Consider the following 13,801-nt stretch of genomic DNA (forward strand, 5'->3'; position numbering starts at 1 on the left):
TCATTTTTTCATCAGTAGATTTCCTTCCTGCGTAGCAGTGGTAAAATGGCGCCTCTACTTAGAGGTGGTTAAATGAACGAAGTTGTAAATTCAGGCGTGATGAACATTGCGTCTTTGGTCGTATCGGTAGTAGTTCTTATTATTGGGCTCATCTTGTGGTTTTTCATCAACCGTGCCAGTTCCCGGACTAACGAACAGATTGAACTGCTTGAGGCATTGCTGGATCAGCAGAAACGGCAGAATGTACTGTTACGCCGCTTGTGCGAAGCTAACGCACCTGAAAAAGCCGATGAAAAGGTGACTGAGAACCAAAAAACGGATGAAGATGAAGATATTATTCGTCTGGTAGCAGAACGGTAATCCTTCCTGCAATTTGAGTAACCCTGTGTTGATGGGTTACTCATCTCATCATTCTTACATGCACTATAATGATGCAATTGATTAAAATTAATCCTTTATTGAATTTTGATTATTTTCTCTGTTATTAATTCATTTATTTTGACATCAGAAAAAGTTATTTTTTGTACTTGCTGATTGGGATGTTTGCATCGGAATATTGATTAATTACAGCATTGTTTATAAGCGAAACGTTTCTCTTCTCATTTTTTATCATTCATCATTTTTTCTTATTTTACATTATTAACATGCTTTGAATATGGCATCGGCATTGCATCTGTGTATGTTGTTAACTGACTGTTTTATGAGATAAAGTTATATAACACTTTATCATTACATAGTATAAAAAGTGATATCACACACATTGTGTAATTAAACTGTATTTCTGAACTGGAAGATTAGAACTTATTGAACTATGTTAGAAACCACATCAGTTCAGGCATCTGTTTGTACTGGTATGCTTTAGTGTCTCGATATATCGACACGCATTCCGTTGCATAAATGTGCAAAAAAAGTGGAAGGCGCATCGAGATTTGTGCAGCTGATCGAGACATGTTTAAAAATGGCTTGCCATAATTAACGTTGTATGTGATAACAGCTTTGGGTTAAACGAGGTACAGTTCTGTTTATGTGTGGCATTTTCAGTAAAGAAGTCCTGAGTAAACACGTTGTCGTTGAATACCGCTTCTCTGCCGAACCTTATATTAGTGCCTCAAGCAGTAATGTGTCAGTTTTATCTCTGTAATGCCTGCGGGCGAAGAAAACAATCTAAGGAATTTTTCAAATGGCAAAGATTAAAGGTCAGGTTAAGTGGTTCAACGAGTCTAAAGGTTTTGGCTTCATTACTCCGGCTGATGGCAGCAAAGATGTGTTCGTACACTTCTCCGCTATCCAGGGTAATGGCTTCAAAACTCTGGCCGAAGGCCAGAACGTTGAGTTCGAAATTCAGGACGGCCAGAAAGGTCCGGCAGCTGTTAACGTAACCGCTATCTGATCGAATTCACTGATCTGAAGTGTTAACGCACTTCAATCTCGCTATAAAGCCTCGTCGAAAAGCGAGGCTTTTTACTTTGTTTAATGCTCGCTTACGACCTTCGAATATTTGCCCGCAGCGCGATTCGCGTTACACTTGCGGCATTTAGTATCCCGCCGGAGTTTTCATGTCGTTTTCCTGTCCACTTTGCCACCAGCCTCTATCTCTTGAACAAAATAGCTATATCTGTCCGCAGCGGCATCAATTTGATATGGCGAAAGAGGGATATGTCAATCTGCTGCCCGTTCAATATAAACGATCCCGCGATCCGGGAGACAGCGCGGAAATGATGCAGGCGCGACGTGCGTTTTTAGATGCCGGTCATTACCAGCCGCTTCGTGATGCGATAGTCGCTCAATTGCGTGGATGTCTTAATGAGCACGCAACAGCGGTACTGGATATTGGCTGCGGGGAAGGGTATTACACTCATGCTTTTGCCGATGCCTTGCCAGTAGTGACAACCTTTGGTCTTGATGTCTCTAAGGTCGCAATTAAAGCTGCGGCGAAACGCTATAAGCAGGTTACCTTTTGTGTCGCTTCCAGCCACCGTCTGCCTTTTGCCGATGCCAGTATGGATGCCATTATTCGCATCTACGCGCCATGCAAAGCAGAAGAGTTAGCGCGTGTCGTCAAACCGGGAGGCTGGGTAATTACCGTTACTCCAGGGCCACGACATTTAATGGAGTTGAAAGGGCTGATTTACGACGAAGTACTTCTGCATGCCCCCCATACTGAACAACTGGAAGGTTTTGCATTACAGCAGAGCGATGAACTGCGGTATCCGATGCGTCTTCGCGGCGATGAAGCTGTTGCATTGTTGCAGATGACGCCATTTGCCTGGCGTGCGAAGCCTGATGTCTGGCAAACGTTGGCGGCAAAAGAAGTATTCGACTGCCAGACGGATTTTAATATTCACCTCTGGCAGCGAACAAATTAACCGTGGTAGTGCGTCCAGAGGATCTGGACGCCGATGCCGATCAGTACCAACCCGCCGAGAATTTCCGCTTTTTTCCCAATAATTGAGCCGATAAAGCGACCAACCATCATCCCTAATGTCGACATAATCAAGGTTGCACAACCAATGGCTAATGCGGTCGCGATAATGTTGACCTGCAGGAAGGCAAGACCTACACCCACAGCCATGGCATCCAGGCTGGTGGCAATCGCGGTGGTTACCAGTAGCCAGAAACCGTGTCGACGGCGCGGTTCTTCATCTTCATCATCTGCGCCACGAAAACCCTCAATAATCATTCGCCCGCCGAGGAATATCAGCAGCACAAACGCAATCCAGTGGTTCCATTCGAGGACAAAGCGGCTGGCTAACATGCCCATTCCCCAGCCGATCAGCGGCGTCAGGGTTTCGACGGCACCAAAAATAAGGCCGGTTCGCAACGCTTCAGAAAATTTCGGTTTATGGAGGGTGGCACCTTTACCGATTGATGCAGCAAATGCATCCATCGACATACCAAACGCAAGAAGAACAGTAGCAGTGATATTCATGACAACGTCCTGACCGGGGTATCCATAAAACACATCTTCGCCCCCCGCAAACATGCACACATGAACGACAAGACGCGCTCATGCAGGCATAGCGATTGATGTGCATATGGTCTCGCCTGACTGAAAATGTTCAGTCCGTACGTGCCACGTTTTGCAACGAGTATGTTGACACGTACATTTCCGGAGTCTGGAAATCGGCTACTCCCCAAATGAGGGCGCAACCTTAACATATTTTGAGAATATAAAACAACTGTTGGAATATATTATTTCATTACTTCGTTGATAACGATTTTCATTTAGATTTATATATAAATGAAACGTTAAAATAAATAACAAATGATCGAAGGGATAATATAGCCTAAGCTATGTCTGGTTATTAAAAATACACTTGACATAGCTTTGGCTAAAGATGTAAATCATTGAGTTGAAACAAGAAGTTTATAAATCTTTTCCAGATCGTCGATATTTCGAACGCGGATTAACAACCGACGCTGTTCTAATTGCATAACCAGGACACCATCTTCCGATAAGTTCATCGCTTTGATTCGGCTATATTCAATCCAGACATTGGCGAAGAAAAAACCTTTCTGTTTAAAGATGATCTTCGGAACGCGGATCCAGAATATATAAAAACCCATCAGCGCCAGAGCACTTAATAACCAGGTGGTAATTTGTGCGCCATGACTGGTCACATTATTGTAGATAAGAATGACAATCAGCCCGACGAAGATAACGCTGTCGATGCGACCGCGCCGCAGCAAAGGAATTGCCAGCAGGGTGGGGCCATTGCGGCGGGGCATAATGAACTGATCGTATATCGCAAAGGCAAGCAGTGCGGCGATGAACAGAATCAGCACCAGTTCCGTGATTGTCATTAATCCTCCAGATAAAAAAACGGGGCCAAAAGGCCCCGGTAGTGTACAACAGTCTTACAGTCCAAGCAGGCCGCAAGCGTAACCAGCGATACCGATGACGAAGAAGCCAACGATGATCCACAGCGGGTTCACTTTTTTGCGCAGCAGCCACATACAGGCGAAGGTCAGCAGCAGCGGTACCAGGCCCGGCATTAACTGGTCAAGAATGGTCTGTACAGTGGTAACGTGCTCTTTACCCGTCTGGTCAGTGATGCGTGAGACGACCAGCGGGATATTGACATGTGTCCACTTGTTAACCAATGCCCCCATGACAAACAGGCCGAGAATAGACGCCCCTTCCGTCAGTTTTTGCAGGAAGCCGCCGCCCATATCTTTAACGATATCGATGCCCTTGGAGTAACCATATGCTACGCCGTAGTAACGCGTTGCCAGACGTACCAGGTTAAACAGGATAAAGAACAGCAACGGACCTAACAGGCTGCCGCTCATCGCGATACCGGCGCCCAGCGCTGCGAATACCGGACGTACCGTACCCCAGAAGATTGGGTCGCCTACACCTGCCAGCGGACCCATCAGACCTACTTTGATACCGTTGATTGCGCCATCGTCGATCTCTGCACCGTTAGCACGCTGTTCTTCCAGCGCCAGGGTTACGCCCAGAATTGGCGCCGCCACGAACGGTTGGGTGTTAAAGAATTCGAGGTGACGTTTAATCGCCTGTTTACGGGCATCGTTGTTTTCCGGGTAGAGGCGACGAATCGCCGGCACCATAGAGAAGCAGAAGCCCAGCGCCTGCATACGCTCGAAGTTCCATGAACCCTGGAAGAGGTTAGAACGCAGGAAGACGCCACGAATATCACTCTTAGTGAGTTTTTTCTCAGTGGTAGTTTGAGTTGTATCAACCATTTCGCTCACCTGTTAGTCCAGTTCGTTGTCGAGATCGTTGTTACCAGCAGCCTGAACTGGCGCACCGGCGACACGGTTATATTTCGGGCTCAGCTGAATGTAGAGCACCGCCATAACGGTACCGATGACACCCAGAGCAACCAGGTTAAAGTTGGTGAATGCTGCGGTTACGAAGCCGAGGTAGAAGAACGGCATCAGGTAGCCAGCACGCATCATGTTGATAACCATCGCATAACCAACTACCACGATCATGCCACCGGCAATGTTCAGACCATTGGTCACCACTTCCGGAATGGCGTTCAGCATGTTTTGAACTTCGCTGGTACCAACAGAAAGCGCAACGATAACGGCCGGAATAGCCACACGCATTGCTTGCAGGAACAGAGACGAAACGTGGATCCATGAAATCGCCGTCAGGTTACCGTTTTCAGCTGCCTTATCCGCAGCGTGCTGGAAAGCAACGGTAATAGTACGAACGATAATGGTAAGAACCTGGCCTGCTGCTGCCAGAGGGATTGCCAGCGCGATACCGGCACCGATGCTCTGATGACCAGCAATAACCAGAATGGTAGAAATAATTGATGCCAGGGCGGCGTCAGGTGCAACAGCGGCACCGATGTTCATCCAGCCCAGCGCGATCATTTCCAGGGTACCACCGATAATAATACCGGTTTTCATATCCCCAAGAACGATACCCACCAGGGTACACGCGATTAGCGGACGGTGAAACTGAAATTCATCGAGGATTGATCCCATACCTGCGATACAGGCTACGATAAATACCAGCACAATTTGAAGAGCGGTAATCTCCATTGTACTTCTCCTGTTTACGTAAGACTTAAGTGTGAAAACTGAGTGATAATCAACACAATACGTTACTTATCGATTTTGCTGATCAGATCCATCATTTTCAGTTTCTGGTCGGTGGAAACCTTACGGACTTCCAGCTCGATGCCGCGTGCATTCAGTTTCTTGAACGCTTCGATATCTTTTTCATCAACCGAAACTGCGTTATTCACCTGAGTTTTGCCCTGACGGAATGCCATACCACCGACGTTGACTGAGGTGATTTTCACGCCGCCTTCAACGAGACGCTCAACATCTGTCGGGTTGGTAAATAACAGCATCACGCGTTCGCCCGCATATTTCGGGTTGTTGTAGACGCGAATCATTTTGGCGACATCAACTACATGCGCTGTTACGCCGGGAGGTGCAACCTGGGTGAGCAGTGTCTTACGAACGGTATCCGCAGCCACTTCGTCACTAACTACGATGATACGGGAGACATTAGTTTCTTTGGTCCAGCGGGTAGCAACCTGACCGTGAATCAAACGATCGTCGATACGCGCGAGGCCAATTACCATATAGTCGTTTGGTCCCATTGGTTTTGCCGGTGCAGGAGCCGCTTTCGGTGCCGCTGCGGCGGGGGCTGGCGCTGCTTTTTCAACGGGTTTCGCTTTCAGAGCTTTCACACCTTCGCGGCCTGTTTCTACGGCCAGTGCTACCAGTTCGTCAAAGCTTGGGTCATCATCACGAGCCATTAACGTTTCCACTAACATTGGAATGTTAACGCCTGCGATCACTTCATAATGCTCTTTGTCGACGACAATGCGGCTGGCAGCATTGAACGGACTGCCTCCCCATGTATCAACGAGAAACAGCACGCCTTTAGTGGTGTCGAGTTTTGCCAACTGAGCGTTGTACTTTTCGATTAGCGTTTCGGCATTTTCGCCAGGAACAAAATCGATCCAGCCAACGTTTTCCTGCTCGCCTAACAGCATCTCTGCCGTTTTAAGCAACTGCTCTGCAGCCCAACCATGTGTGCCTATAACAATAGCAATGGTCACTTGCTACCTCCTTATTATTGTTAACATCTCAACGTGCCAGATGTATTTTTGAATCGTCGTCCACAATCGAATCGATTCAGATAAGGGCTACAACCGGAAACCCCCTGTGCCTCGCGATTTATTTTAGATATCGAAAAAAATATTTTATGTGATGAAGATCCGTAAATTAACTTTGAATTGACAAAATTCCGAAAGAGTAAAAAAAGTTGTCACATTCATTTGCAAAGGAAGGTAAATCTTTGCCAAATCAGAGATCTCTCTGATATGTTTAACTCCCGTTTAACAACCAAGGAGTATAGGGCTGCAGCCCGCAGTATGGATCGTCACCGACGTCACTTCAGCATCAGGCCATATAGCGCCTGCCTTACTGGCATTTTTTGCCGCACCTTTTGTTTGTATTTTCTCGTTTCGCCTGCATTATTTCTGGCGCCGATTAGCTATTCCTTAAGCAGGAGCTTGTCATGGAATTCTTAATGGATCCCTCGATTTGGGCGGGGCTGCTCACGCTTGTCGTCCTTGAAATCGTGCTGGGTATCGATAACCTGGTTTTTATCGCCATCCTTGCCGATAAACTGCCGCCGAAACAACGTGATAAAGCGCGTTTGTTGGGGCTGTCACTGGCGTTGATTATGCGCCTGGGGCTGTTATCGCTTATTTCATGGATGGTCACGCTGACCAAACCGCTATTTACCGTAATGGATTTTTCTTTCTCCGGGCGCGATCTGATTATGCTGTTCGGGGGGATATTCTTGCTGTTCAAAGCGACAACCGAGTTGCATGAGCGGCTGGAAAACCGCGATCATGACTCTGGTCACGGTAAAGGTTATGCCAGTTTCTGGGTGGTCGTCACACAGATTGTCATCCTTGACGCTGTCTTCTCGCTGGATGCAGTAATTACTGCCGTAGGGATGGTCAACCATCTACCGGTAATGATGGCTGCGGTAGTGATTGCGATGGCAGTTATGTTGCTGGCATCGAAACCGCTGACGCGATTCGTTAACCAGCATCCAACAGTTGTAGTGCTCTGTTTGAGCTTCCTGTTGATGATTGGTCTGAGCCTCGTAGCTGAAGGTTTTGGTTTCCATATTCCAAAAGGCTACCTGTATGCAGCAATTGGTTTCTCGATCATCATCGAAGTGTTTAACCAGATTGCGCGCCGTAACTTTATTCGCCATCAGTCGACTTTACCGCTGCGTGCGCGTACCGCCGATGCCATTCTGCGTTTGATGGGGGGTAAACGTCAGGCAAATGTTCAACACGATGCTGATAACCCGGTGCCAATTCCGGTTCCAGAAGGTGCCTTTGCCGAAGAAGAGCGTTATATGATTAACGGCGTTCTGACTTTGGCGTCACGTTCTCTGCGCGGCATTATGACGCCACGCGGCGAGATCAGTTGGGTAGATGCTAACCTTGGCGTTGATGAAATCCGCCAGCAACTGCTCTCTTCACCGCACAGCCTGTTTCCGGTATGTCGTGGTGAACTGGATGAAATCATCGGTATCGTGCGTGCCAAAGAACTGCTGGTGGCGCTGGAAGTCGGTGTCGACGTGACGGCAATTGCTTCTGCTTCTCCGGCGATAATCGTTCCGGAAACCCTCGACCCGATCAACCTGCTGGGCGTGTTGCGTCGTGCTCGTGGTAGTTTTGTTATCGTCACCAACGAGTTTGGTGTGGTGCAAGGTCTGGTTACGCCGCTGGATGTACTGGAAGCTATTGCTGGTGAGTTCCCGGATGCAGATGAAACGCCGGAAATTGTTATCGATGGCGACGGTTGGCTGGTAAAAGGTGGTACAGACTTACATGCCTTACAGCAGGCGCTTGATGTTGAGCACCTTACCGATGATGATGATATTGCGACGGTTGCAGGTCTGGTAATTTCGGCAAATGGTCACATTCCTCGCGCAGGCGACGTGATCGATGTTGGACCGCTGCATATCACCATCGTAGAAGCCAATGATTATCGTGTTGATCTGGTTCGCATTGTTAAAGAGCAACCGCCGCACGATGAAGACGAATAGCACTAACGCAATGGCATAACGGGCGAAACGTGTCTGTTATGCCTGGTGGGCGGCGGTTGGCTGCCCGCCAGCCATTTCGGGAAATCACGCAGCGGCATGGGCTGCGCGTACAAATACCCTTGTAAAATATGCACGCCATGACGGCGCAAATACTTCGCTTGTTCTTGCGTTTCTACGCCTTCCGCCACCAGTTCAATATTCAGTCTTTGCCCCAGCGCGATGATGATATCGGTCACCGTTGAGTTAACTGCATCTGAACCAATCGCCGCAGTGAAAGACTTATCAATTTTCAGCACGTCAGGACGTAACGTTTCCAGCCAGGAAAACGAACTGTTGCCGGTGCCGAAGTCATCAATCGCCAGCTTGACGTTTTTACGATGCAGTTCGCGGGCAATCCGATAATCAACATCCAGTAAGGCATCGCGCTCGGTAATTTCGAGGATTAGTGGCTGAATCGGGTTAGCACTAAACCAGTAACGATTGAGATCTTTTAACAATACGCCACGGCGAAAATGGCTGGGGGCGACGTTAATGCCGATGTGGAACTGGCTGCTCATTGGAAAAACGTGGAGTTGACGGATGGTTTCCATCATCACATAACGGGTAAGCGGCACTATCAGGTGATGTTCTTCCGCAATGGGGATAAAAACATCCGGCGAGATCCATCCCTGACGCGGATTATTCCAGCGCAGCAATATCTCTACACCAATACATTGCTGCGAGCGTGCATTGAGCAGGGGCTGACAAAATAACTCAAATTCGCGCTGTGCCAGCCCGAGATTTATCTCGCGTGAAAAGCTCATTCTATGGGCCGTGGCCAACCATGCGATGTACCCCACCAGTAAACTCAACAGTACCGCTAGTGGAAACTGGCTGGGAAGATATTGCAACGCCAGCGCTGTCGCACCAGGTCCACTAACGCTGATGATAAAAGGAAAATTCTGCGATGAAACCTGGTAACGTTCATTGCCATTAAGCGGAGGTAAAGAATCAACCAGACCATCATCATAGAGTAAATGGCGATCGGCTACCGTCAGGCTGGCCGTTCTTATTTGCGGCAATTGCGGCTCCAGCAACATTGCCATCAACAGGTCGATGTTGATCATCTCCATCACGCCATCTCGACCATTGCCCGGTAAAGGCGTCCACTGAATCAATACCGGGCTGTCTTTAATTAATACGCGGTCGGTAGTTAAGCGTAAAAGGGGCTGCGGCGCGGGTAAATCAGCCTGGATATCTTCAGCAGGAACATTGCGATAACCAAAAATGCTGGAACAATAAAGCGTGCCGTCTTGCACCAGGCCAATTGACCGTACAGTTTGCAGTTTTGCCGCCTGTTTTCGTAAGGGGAGATGGGCGACTGAGCAGGGGAGTCCAATCAGGGGAAGCAGTACGTTGTTACCCGCCTGAAGTGGAAGCAGGACTTTGTCTAATTCCTCAACGGCGTGATTGGCAAAGAGCACTACCCGCTGCTGATTTAAGTTCCGCTGTGAAATAAATCGCACGCTCAGTGTTGCCACAAACGTAAAGAGTGCGCAAATCGTACAAACAATCATTCGATTACGGCGATAGGTTTTAATGATCCGTTGTGCTTTTTGCATGCGGGCCACCCGGTAAGCGTATGGCGACAAACGCCTGACGCAACAGTGGAAGTGTAGTGGGGAAAATTACAGCAGACGAGAAAGCGAGGGCAAATTCGCCCATCCGTTGCAGATGGGCGAGGATAAAGTATTAGTCACACTGGACTTTAATCGCCAGACCACCGCGTGAGGTTTCGCGATATTTAGCGTTCATATCCTTTCCTGTTTCGTACATCGTTTCGATGACTTTATCCAGTGAGACGCGTGGTGCACTAGTACGACGCAGAGCCATCCGCGCGGCGTTAATCGCCTTCACTGATGCAATAGCGTTACGTTCAATGCACGGAACCTGAACCTGACCCGCAACCGGGTCGCAAGTCAGACCAAGGTTGTGCTCCATGCCAATTTCCGCCGCCACGCAAACCTGTTCAGGGCTACCGCCCAATAGTTCTGCAAGACCCGCCGCAGCCATTGAACAGGCAACGCCCACTTCGCCCTGGCAACCGACTTCTGCACCGGAAATAGACGCGTTCATTTTGTACAGTGCGCCAATCGCTCCGGCCGCCATAAAATAGCGGGTATAAATATCAGGGCTCACCGATTCAATAAAGTGGTCATAGTAAGCCAGTACCGCCGGAACAATGCCACAAGCACCGTTGGTTGGTGCAGTCACCACGCGGCCACCTGCGGCGTTCTCTTCGTTAACTGCCAGCGCAAACATGTTTACCCAGTCGATGACATTCATCGGATCGTTAGACAGTTTATCGCTGGAAACCAGCATACGGCGCAGGGCAGACGCACGGCGCGGAACACGCAGCGGACCAGGCAATACGCCTTCGGTGTTCATCCCACGATCGATACATGCCTGCATGGTTTGCCAGACATGGGCGAAATACTCGTCGATCTCTTTCTTGCTGTGCAACGCCAGTTCGTTCTGCATTGCCAGACCGGAAAGGGAATAACCGGTTTCATTACAGTACGCAAGCAGCTCGGTGGCGGATTTGAACGGATACGGCACACTGACTTCGTTGGCGGCATCGTGACCAAAATGTTCTTCATCGACGATAAAACCGCCGCCGATGGAATAATAAGTTTTGCTGTAGACGACTTCATCGCCGTTATAAGCGTGGATCTGCATCCCGTTTTCATGCAGCGGCAGGTTACCGTTATGAAAACGCATCCCGTTGTCGCGTGGGAAATCCACTTCATGCCGTCCCTGTGCCAGCAGCAGACGTTCGCGCTCTTCTACGTCGCGAATAAAACCGGGAATACTGTCGATATCCACGGTGGCAGGTTCGTTACCTGCAAGACCCATAATAATGGCGATATCGGTGTGGTGGCCTTTACCCGTCAGCGACAGTGAACCATAAACGTCCACGGCAACGCGGGTAACGCTATCCAGTAAGCCTTTTTCGACCAGATCATCGACGAACTGTTTACCCGCCTTCATAGGCCCTACAGTATGGGAAGATGAGGGACCAATCCCCACCTTAAACATGTCGAATAGACTAATCACGATAATACTCCTGACAAGGTGACTGGACTTCCAGTAACGAACGAATAACAGCGCATAGTGTAAGAGGGAACGCGGCGACAGGCTTAACTATTCACATGAATTAAACTAATCAAAAACCGCGATTTAACTAATATTGCGATGATTGTCTCAAGTAGTGTTTTGTAGATGTAAAGATAAGTATAGTCAGGGTTTCACACCAATTTGTAGCGCCAGTTCACGAATTATGCCTGCGGTCATTCCCCATACAAAATACTGTTCGTACCAGGAAAGCCATACCCGATGCGAATCGCCACGGCGGTAGATATCCAAAGGATGATAACGGCCCAAATGTAACGCCTGGGCGAGCGGCATTTCAAATACTGCGGAGACTTCATCTTCACTGGCGCGATACGGTAAATCAGGCGGGATAATGCCGACCACGGGAGTGACCTGGTAGCCCGTTACGCTATCGACAGGGGGTAACACGCCGATAACCTCAACGGCTGAAGGCGGTATGGCGACCTCTTCTTCGGCTTCACGCAGCGCAGCGGCGATAACTGACGCGTCCGTGTCATCGACTGCACCCCCAGGGAATGCGACTTGTCCAGCATGTTTGCGCAGATGAATGGAACGCTGAGTCAGCAGCAAGCCCGGTTGCGGTCGGCGGACGATGGGGATTAACACGGCAGCCTGACGATGATTTAAGGTTTCCCGGTTAATTTGCGGGCGCAAAAGTTGAAAGCGCGATAAAAAATCATCAAGCGTCAGGCTACGGTATTCCACGTCTTACTTCTCCAGTTGGCGTAATATCTTATTAACTTTATCAAAAGTTTCCTGATATTCCGCTTCTTCCTGGCTATCGGCGACAATTCCACCGCCCGCAGAGCAGTATATTTGTCCGTTAATGGCAGTCAGAGTGCGGATAGTAATGCTGGTATCCATATTGCCGCAGAAGCTTAAATAGCCAATGCTGCCGCACCAGGCATTGCGTCGCTGCGGTTCCAGTTCATCAATAATCTCCATTGCCCGCACTTTCGGCGCGCCGGTGATTGAACCACCAGGAAAAGCCGCGCGCAGCAGATCACTGGCATGCAACTGCTCTGGCAAGCGTGCCGTTATGGTGCTGACCAGATGATGCACGGCAGGGAAGGGCTCTACCACAAACAGTTCAGGCACTTTTACTGAGCCTGGTACGGCAACTCGGCCGATGTCATTGCGCATTAAATCGACAATCATCAGGTTTTCGGCGCGATCTTTCGGTGAGTTCGCCAGTTTTTCAGCTTGTTTGTTATCTTCCTGAGGATCGGACAAGCGTGGGAGCGTGCCTTTAATCGGGCGGGTCTGGATCTCACCACCATCACAAAGAATAAACCGTTCTGGTGAAAGGCTTAAAATCACACCTTGTTCCAGACGCAGGAAGGCACTGAATGGTGCGCGGTTAGCCTGATTAAGCTGAACGAACGCCTGCCATTCATCGCCAGAATAGGTCGCGTGAAAACGCTGGGCGAGATTCACCTGATAGCAATCGCCGCTGTGCAGATATTCCTGCACCTGGCGAAATTTCTCGCCATACTGCTCGCGGTTCATATTGGATTGCCAGGCGGATGTTAACTTGAAATCTTGCTGTGGTGCCATTTGCTGGCTGTCCAGCCACGCCAGACGCGCATTGACATCACGATGGCTGAGTAGCGAAATACGCTGACGCTGGTGGTCGACGATCAGCGCCCAGTCATAGATACCAACCGCCATGTCAGGCAAGTCGACATCTCGTTGCGCAATTTCTGGCAGCGACTCAAACCGACGACCCAGATCGTAGCCAAACAGCCCAAGCGCGCCGCCCTGAAATGGCAAATTATTGCTATGCGACGGGTGAATGTTTGCACGGTCCAGTGCCTGTTGGAGCACTTTGAGCGGATCGTCAGTGGTCGTTGTGCGGATTTCTCCTTCACATACCCGGGTTTCATTATCGTGAGTGGTTAAAGTGCAAACGGGGTCAGCCACCACAATATCAAAGCGACTATGCGGATGGTCGGCGTAGCCGGAGTGCAACAACATCGCCCACGGCAGGTGGCTTAAGCGGGCAAAATAAAATTCAGCGGCGTCCTGACGCCAGGGTAAAGTAATCACAGCGGGAGATAACGTCTTCATCAG

The 13,801-nt window shown here is 49.1% G+C and carries 15 protein-coding genes; 6 read left to right on the forward strand and 9 right to left on the reverse strand.

Annotated features, from left to right (window positions below):
• The first annotated feature begins 72 nt into the window (after positions 1-72).
• From AACU94_RS07325 to rlmA, 4 genes are all read left to right on the forward strand, one after another.
• Positions 73-360: a YebO family protein gene (locus tag AACU94_RS07325; RefSeq protein WP_130218745.1), complete on the forward strand. Its 288-nt coding sequence runs from the start codon at positions 73-75 to the stop codon at positions 358-360.
• A gap of 664 nt (positions 361-1,024) precedes the next feature.
• Positions 1,025-1,141 carry a DUF2627 domain-containing protein gene (locus AACU94_RS07330; RefSeq protein WP_064529246.1) on the forward strand — a complete coding sequence of 39 codons (117 nt, stop codon included), beginning with the start codon at positions 1,025-1,027 and terminating at the stop codon, positions 1,139-1,141.
• A 39-nt stretch (positions 1,142-1,180) separates the two neighbouring features.
• The gene (cspE, locus tag AACU94_RS07335; RefSeq protein WP_001062678.1) at positions 1,181-1,390 is read left to right on the forward strand and encodes a transcription antiterminator/RNA stability regulator CspE; all 210 of its coding nucleotides are present in this window, start codon (positions 1,181-1,183) and stop codon (positions 1,388-1,390) included.
• A 166-nt stretch (positions 1,391-1,556) separates the two neighbouring features.
• The gene (gene rlmA / locus AACU94_RS07340; RefSeq protein ID WP_131161136.1) at positions 1,557-2,366 is read left to right on the forward strand and encodes a 23S rRNA (guanine(745)-N(1))-methyltransferase; all 810 of its coding nucleotides are present in this window, start codon (positions 1,557-1,559) and stop codon (positions 2,364-2,366) included.
• On the opposite strand, the gene mntP is transcribed toward rlmA, so the two are convergent.
• The 5 genes from mntP to manX form a co-directional block, all read right to left on the reverse strand.
• A complete protein-coding gene (mntP, locus tag AACU94_RS07345; RefSeq protein ID WP_001353153.1) occupies positions 2,363-2,929 on the reverse strand; it encodes a manganese efflux pump MntP in 567 nt (188 codons plus the stop codon). The genes rlmA and mntP overlap by 4 nt on opposite strands.
• A 416-nt stretch (positions 2,930-3,345) precedes the next feature.
• Positions 3,346-3,804, reverse strand: a complete 459-nt coding sequence (locus tag AACU94_RS07350) for a DUF986 family protein (RefSeq protein ID WP_130208443.1) — start codon at positions 3,802-3,804, stop codon at positions 3,346-3,348.
• A 54-nt stretch (positions 3,805-3,858) separates the two neighbouring features.
• The gene (gene manZ, locus AACU94_RS07355) at positions 3,859-4,710 is read right to left on the reverse strand and encodes a PTS mannose transporter subunit IID (RefSeq protein ID WP_130208438.1); all 852 of its coding nucleotides are present in this window, start codon (positions 4,708-4,710) and stop codon (positions 3,859-3,861) included.
• Positions 4,711-4,722: 12 nt separating this feature from the next.
• Positions 4,723-5,523, reverse strand: a complete 801-nt coding sequence (gene manY / locus AACU94_RS07360) for a PTS mannose transporter subunit IIC (protein WP_064529241.1) — start codon at positions 5,521-5,523, stop codon at positions 4,723-4,725.
• A gap of 62 nt (positions 5,524-5,585) precedes the next feature.
• Positions 5,586-6,557 (reverse strand): PTS mannose transporter subunit IIAB, encoded by a 972-nt coding sequence (gene manX / locus AACU94_RS07365; RefSeq protein WP_130223509.1) that lies wholly within the window; start codon positions 6,555-6,557, stop codon positions 5,586-5,588.
• 315 nt (positions 6,558-6,872) lie between these two features.
• Between manX and AACU94_RS07370 the strand changes: the two genes are divergently transcribed.
• Positions 6,873-7,031, forward strand: a complete 159-nt coding sequence (locus AACU94_RS07370; RefSeq protein WP_276319693.1) for a protein YoaL — start codon at positions 6,873-6,875, stop codon at positions 7,029-7,031.
• Positions 7,019-8,575, forward strand: coding sequence for a CNNM family cation transport protein YoaE (gene yoaE / locus AACU94_RS07375; protein ID WP_130223507.1), 1,557 nt, complete (start codon positions 7,019-7,021; stop codon positions 8,573-8,575). The genes AACU94_RS07370 and yoaE overlap by 13 nt, the downstream gene beginning before the upstream one ends.
• A 2-nt stretch (positions 8,576-8,577) precedes the next feature.
• On the opposite strand, the gene AACU94_RS07380 is transcribed toward yoaE, so the two are convergent.
• The 4 genes from AACU94_RS07380 to pabB form a co-directional block, all read right to left on the reverse strand.
• On the reverse strand, positions 8,578-10,176 hold the full coding sequence (locus AACU94_RS07380) for an EAL domain-containing protein (protein ID WP_130257674.1): 1,599 nt from the start codon (positions 10,174-10,176) through the stop codon (positions 8,578-8,580).
• 130 nt (positions 10,177-10,306) lie between these two features.
• Entirely contained in the window at positions 10,307-11,671 is a 1,365-nt protein-coding gene (sdaA, locus tag AACU94_RS07385) for an L-serine ammonia-lyase (protein WP_135489183.1), read from the reverse strand.
• 183 nt (positions 11,672-11,854) lie between these two features.
• Complete coding sequence (locus tag AACU94_RS07390; protein WP_000456725.1) at positions 11,855-12,433, reverse strand: CoA pyrophosphatase; 579 nt, start codon at positions 12,431-12,433, stop codon at positions 11,855-11,857.
• 3 nt (positions 12,434-12,436) lie between these two features.
• Positions 12,437-13,798 carry an aminodeoxychorismate synthase component 1 gene (gene pabB, locus AACU94_RS07395; RefSeq protein ID WP_135489184.1) on the reverse strand — a complete coding sequence of 454 codons (1,362 nt, stop codon included), beginning with the start codon at positions 13,796-13,798 and terminating at the stop codon, positions 12,437-12,439.
• Between the last annotated feature and the right edge of the window lie 3 nt (positions 13,799-13,801).

The sequence above is a fragment of the Escherichia sp. E4702 genome, from assembly GCF_963883545.1.
Taxonomy (GTDB): Bacteria; Pseudomonadota; Gammaproteobacteria; order Enterobacterales; family Enterobacteriaceae; genus Escherichia.

Bases quoted from the DNA above. Each gene is read 5' to 3' on its own strand.
- AACU94_RS07325 (WP_130218745.1), top strand. From the start codon at position 73: ATGAACGAAGTTGTAAATTCAGGCGTGATGAACATTGCGTCTTTGGTC.
- AACU94_RS07330 (WP_064529246.1), top strand. From the start codon at position 1,025: ATGTGTGGCATTTTCAGTAAAGAAGTCCTGAGTAAACACGTTGTCGTT.
- cspE (WP_001062678.1), top strand. From the start codon at position 1,181: ATGGCAAAGATTAAAGGTCAGGTTAAGTGGTTCAACGAGTCTAAAGGT.
- rlmA (WP_131161136.1), top strand. From the start codon at position 1,557: ATGTCGTTTTCCTGTCCACTTTGCCACCAGCCTCTATCTCTTGAACAA.
- mntP (WP_001353153.1), bottom strand. From the start codon at position 2,929: ATGAATATCACTGCTACTGTTCTTCTTGCGTTTGGTATGTCGATGGAT.
- AACU94_RS07350 (WP_130208443.1), bottom strand. From the start codon at position 3,804: ATGACAATCACGGAACTGGTGCTGATTCTGTTCATCGCCGCACTGCTT.
- manZ (WP_130208438.1), bottom strand. From the start codon at position 4,710: ATGGTTGATACAACTCAAACTACCACTGAGAAAAAACTCACTAAGAGT.
- manY (WP_064529241.1), bottom strand. From the start codon at position 5,523: ATGGAGATTACCGCTCTTCAAATTGTGCTGGTATTTATCGTAGCCTGT.
- AACU94_RS07370 (WP_276319693.1), top strand. From the start codon at position 6,873: ATGGATCGTCACCGACGTCACTTCAGCATCAGGCCATATAGCGCCTGC.
- yoaE (WP_130223507.1), top strand. From the start codon at position 7,019: ATGGAATTCTTAATGGATCCCTCGATTTGGGCGGGGCTGCTCACGCTT.
- AACU94_RS07380 (WP_130257674.1), bottom strand. From the start codon at position 10,176: ATGCAAAAAGCACAACGGATCATTAAAACCTATCGCCGTAATCGAATG.
- pabB (WP_135489184.1), bottom strand. From the start codon at position 13,798: ATGAAGACGTTATCTCCCGCTGTGATTACTTTACCCTGGCGTCAGGAC.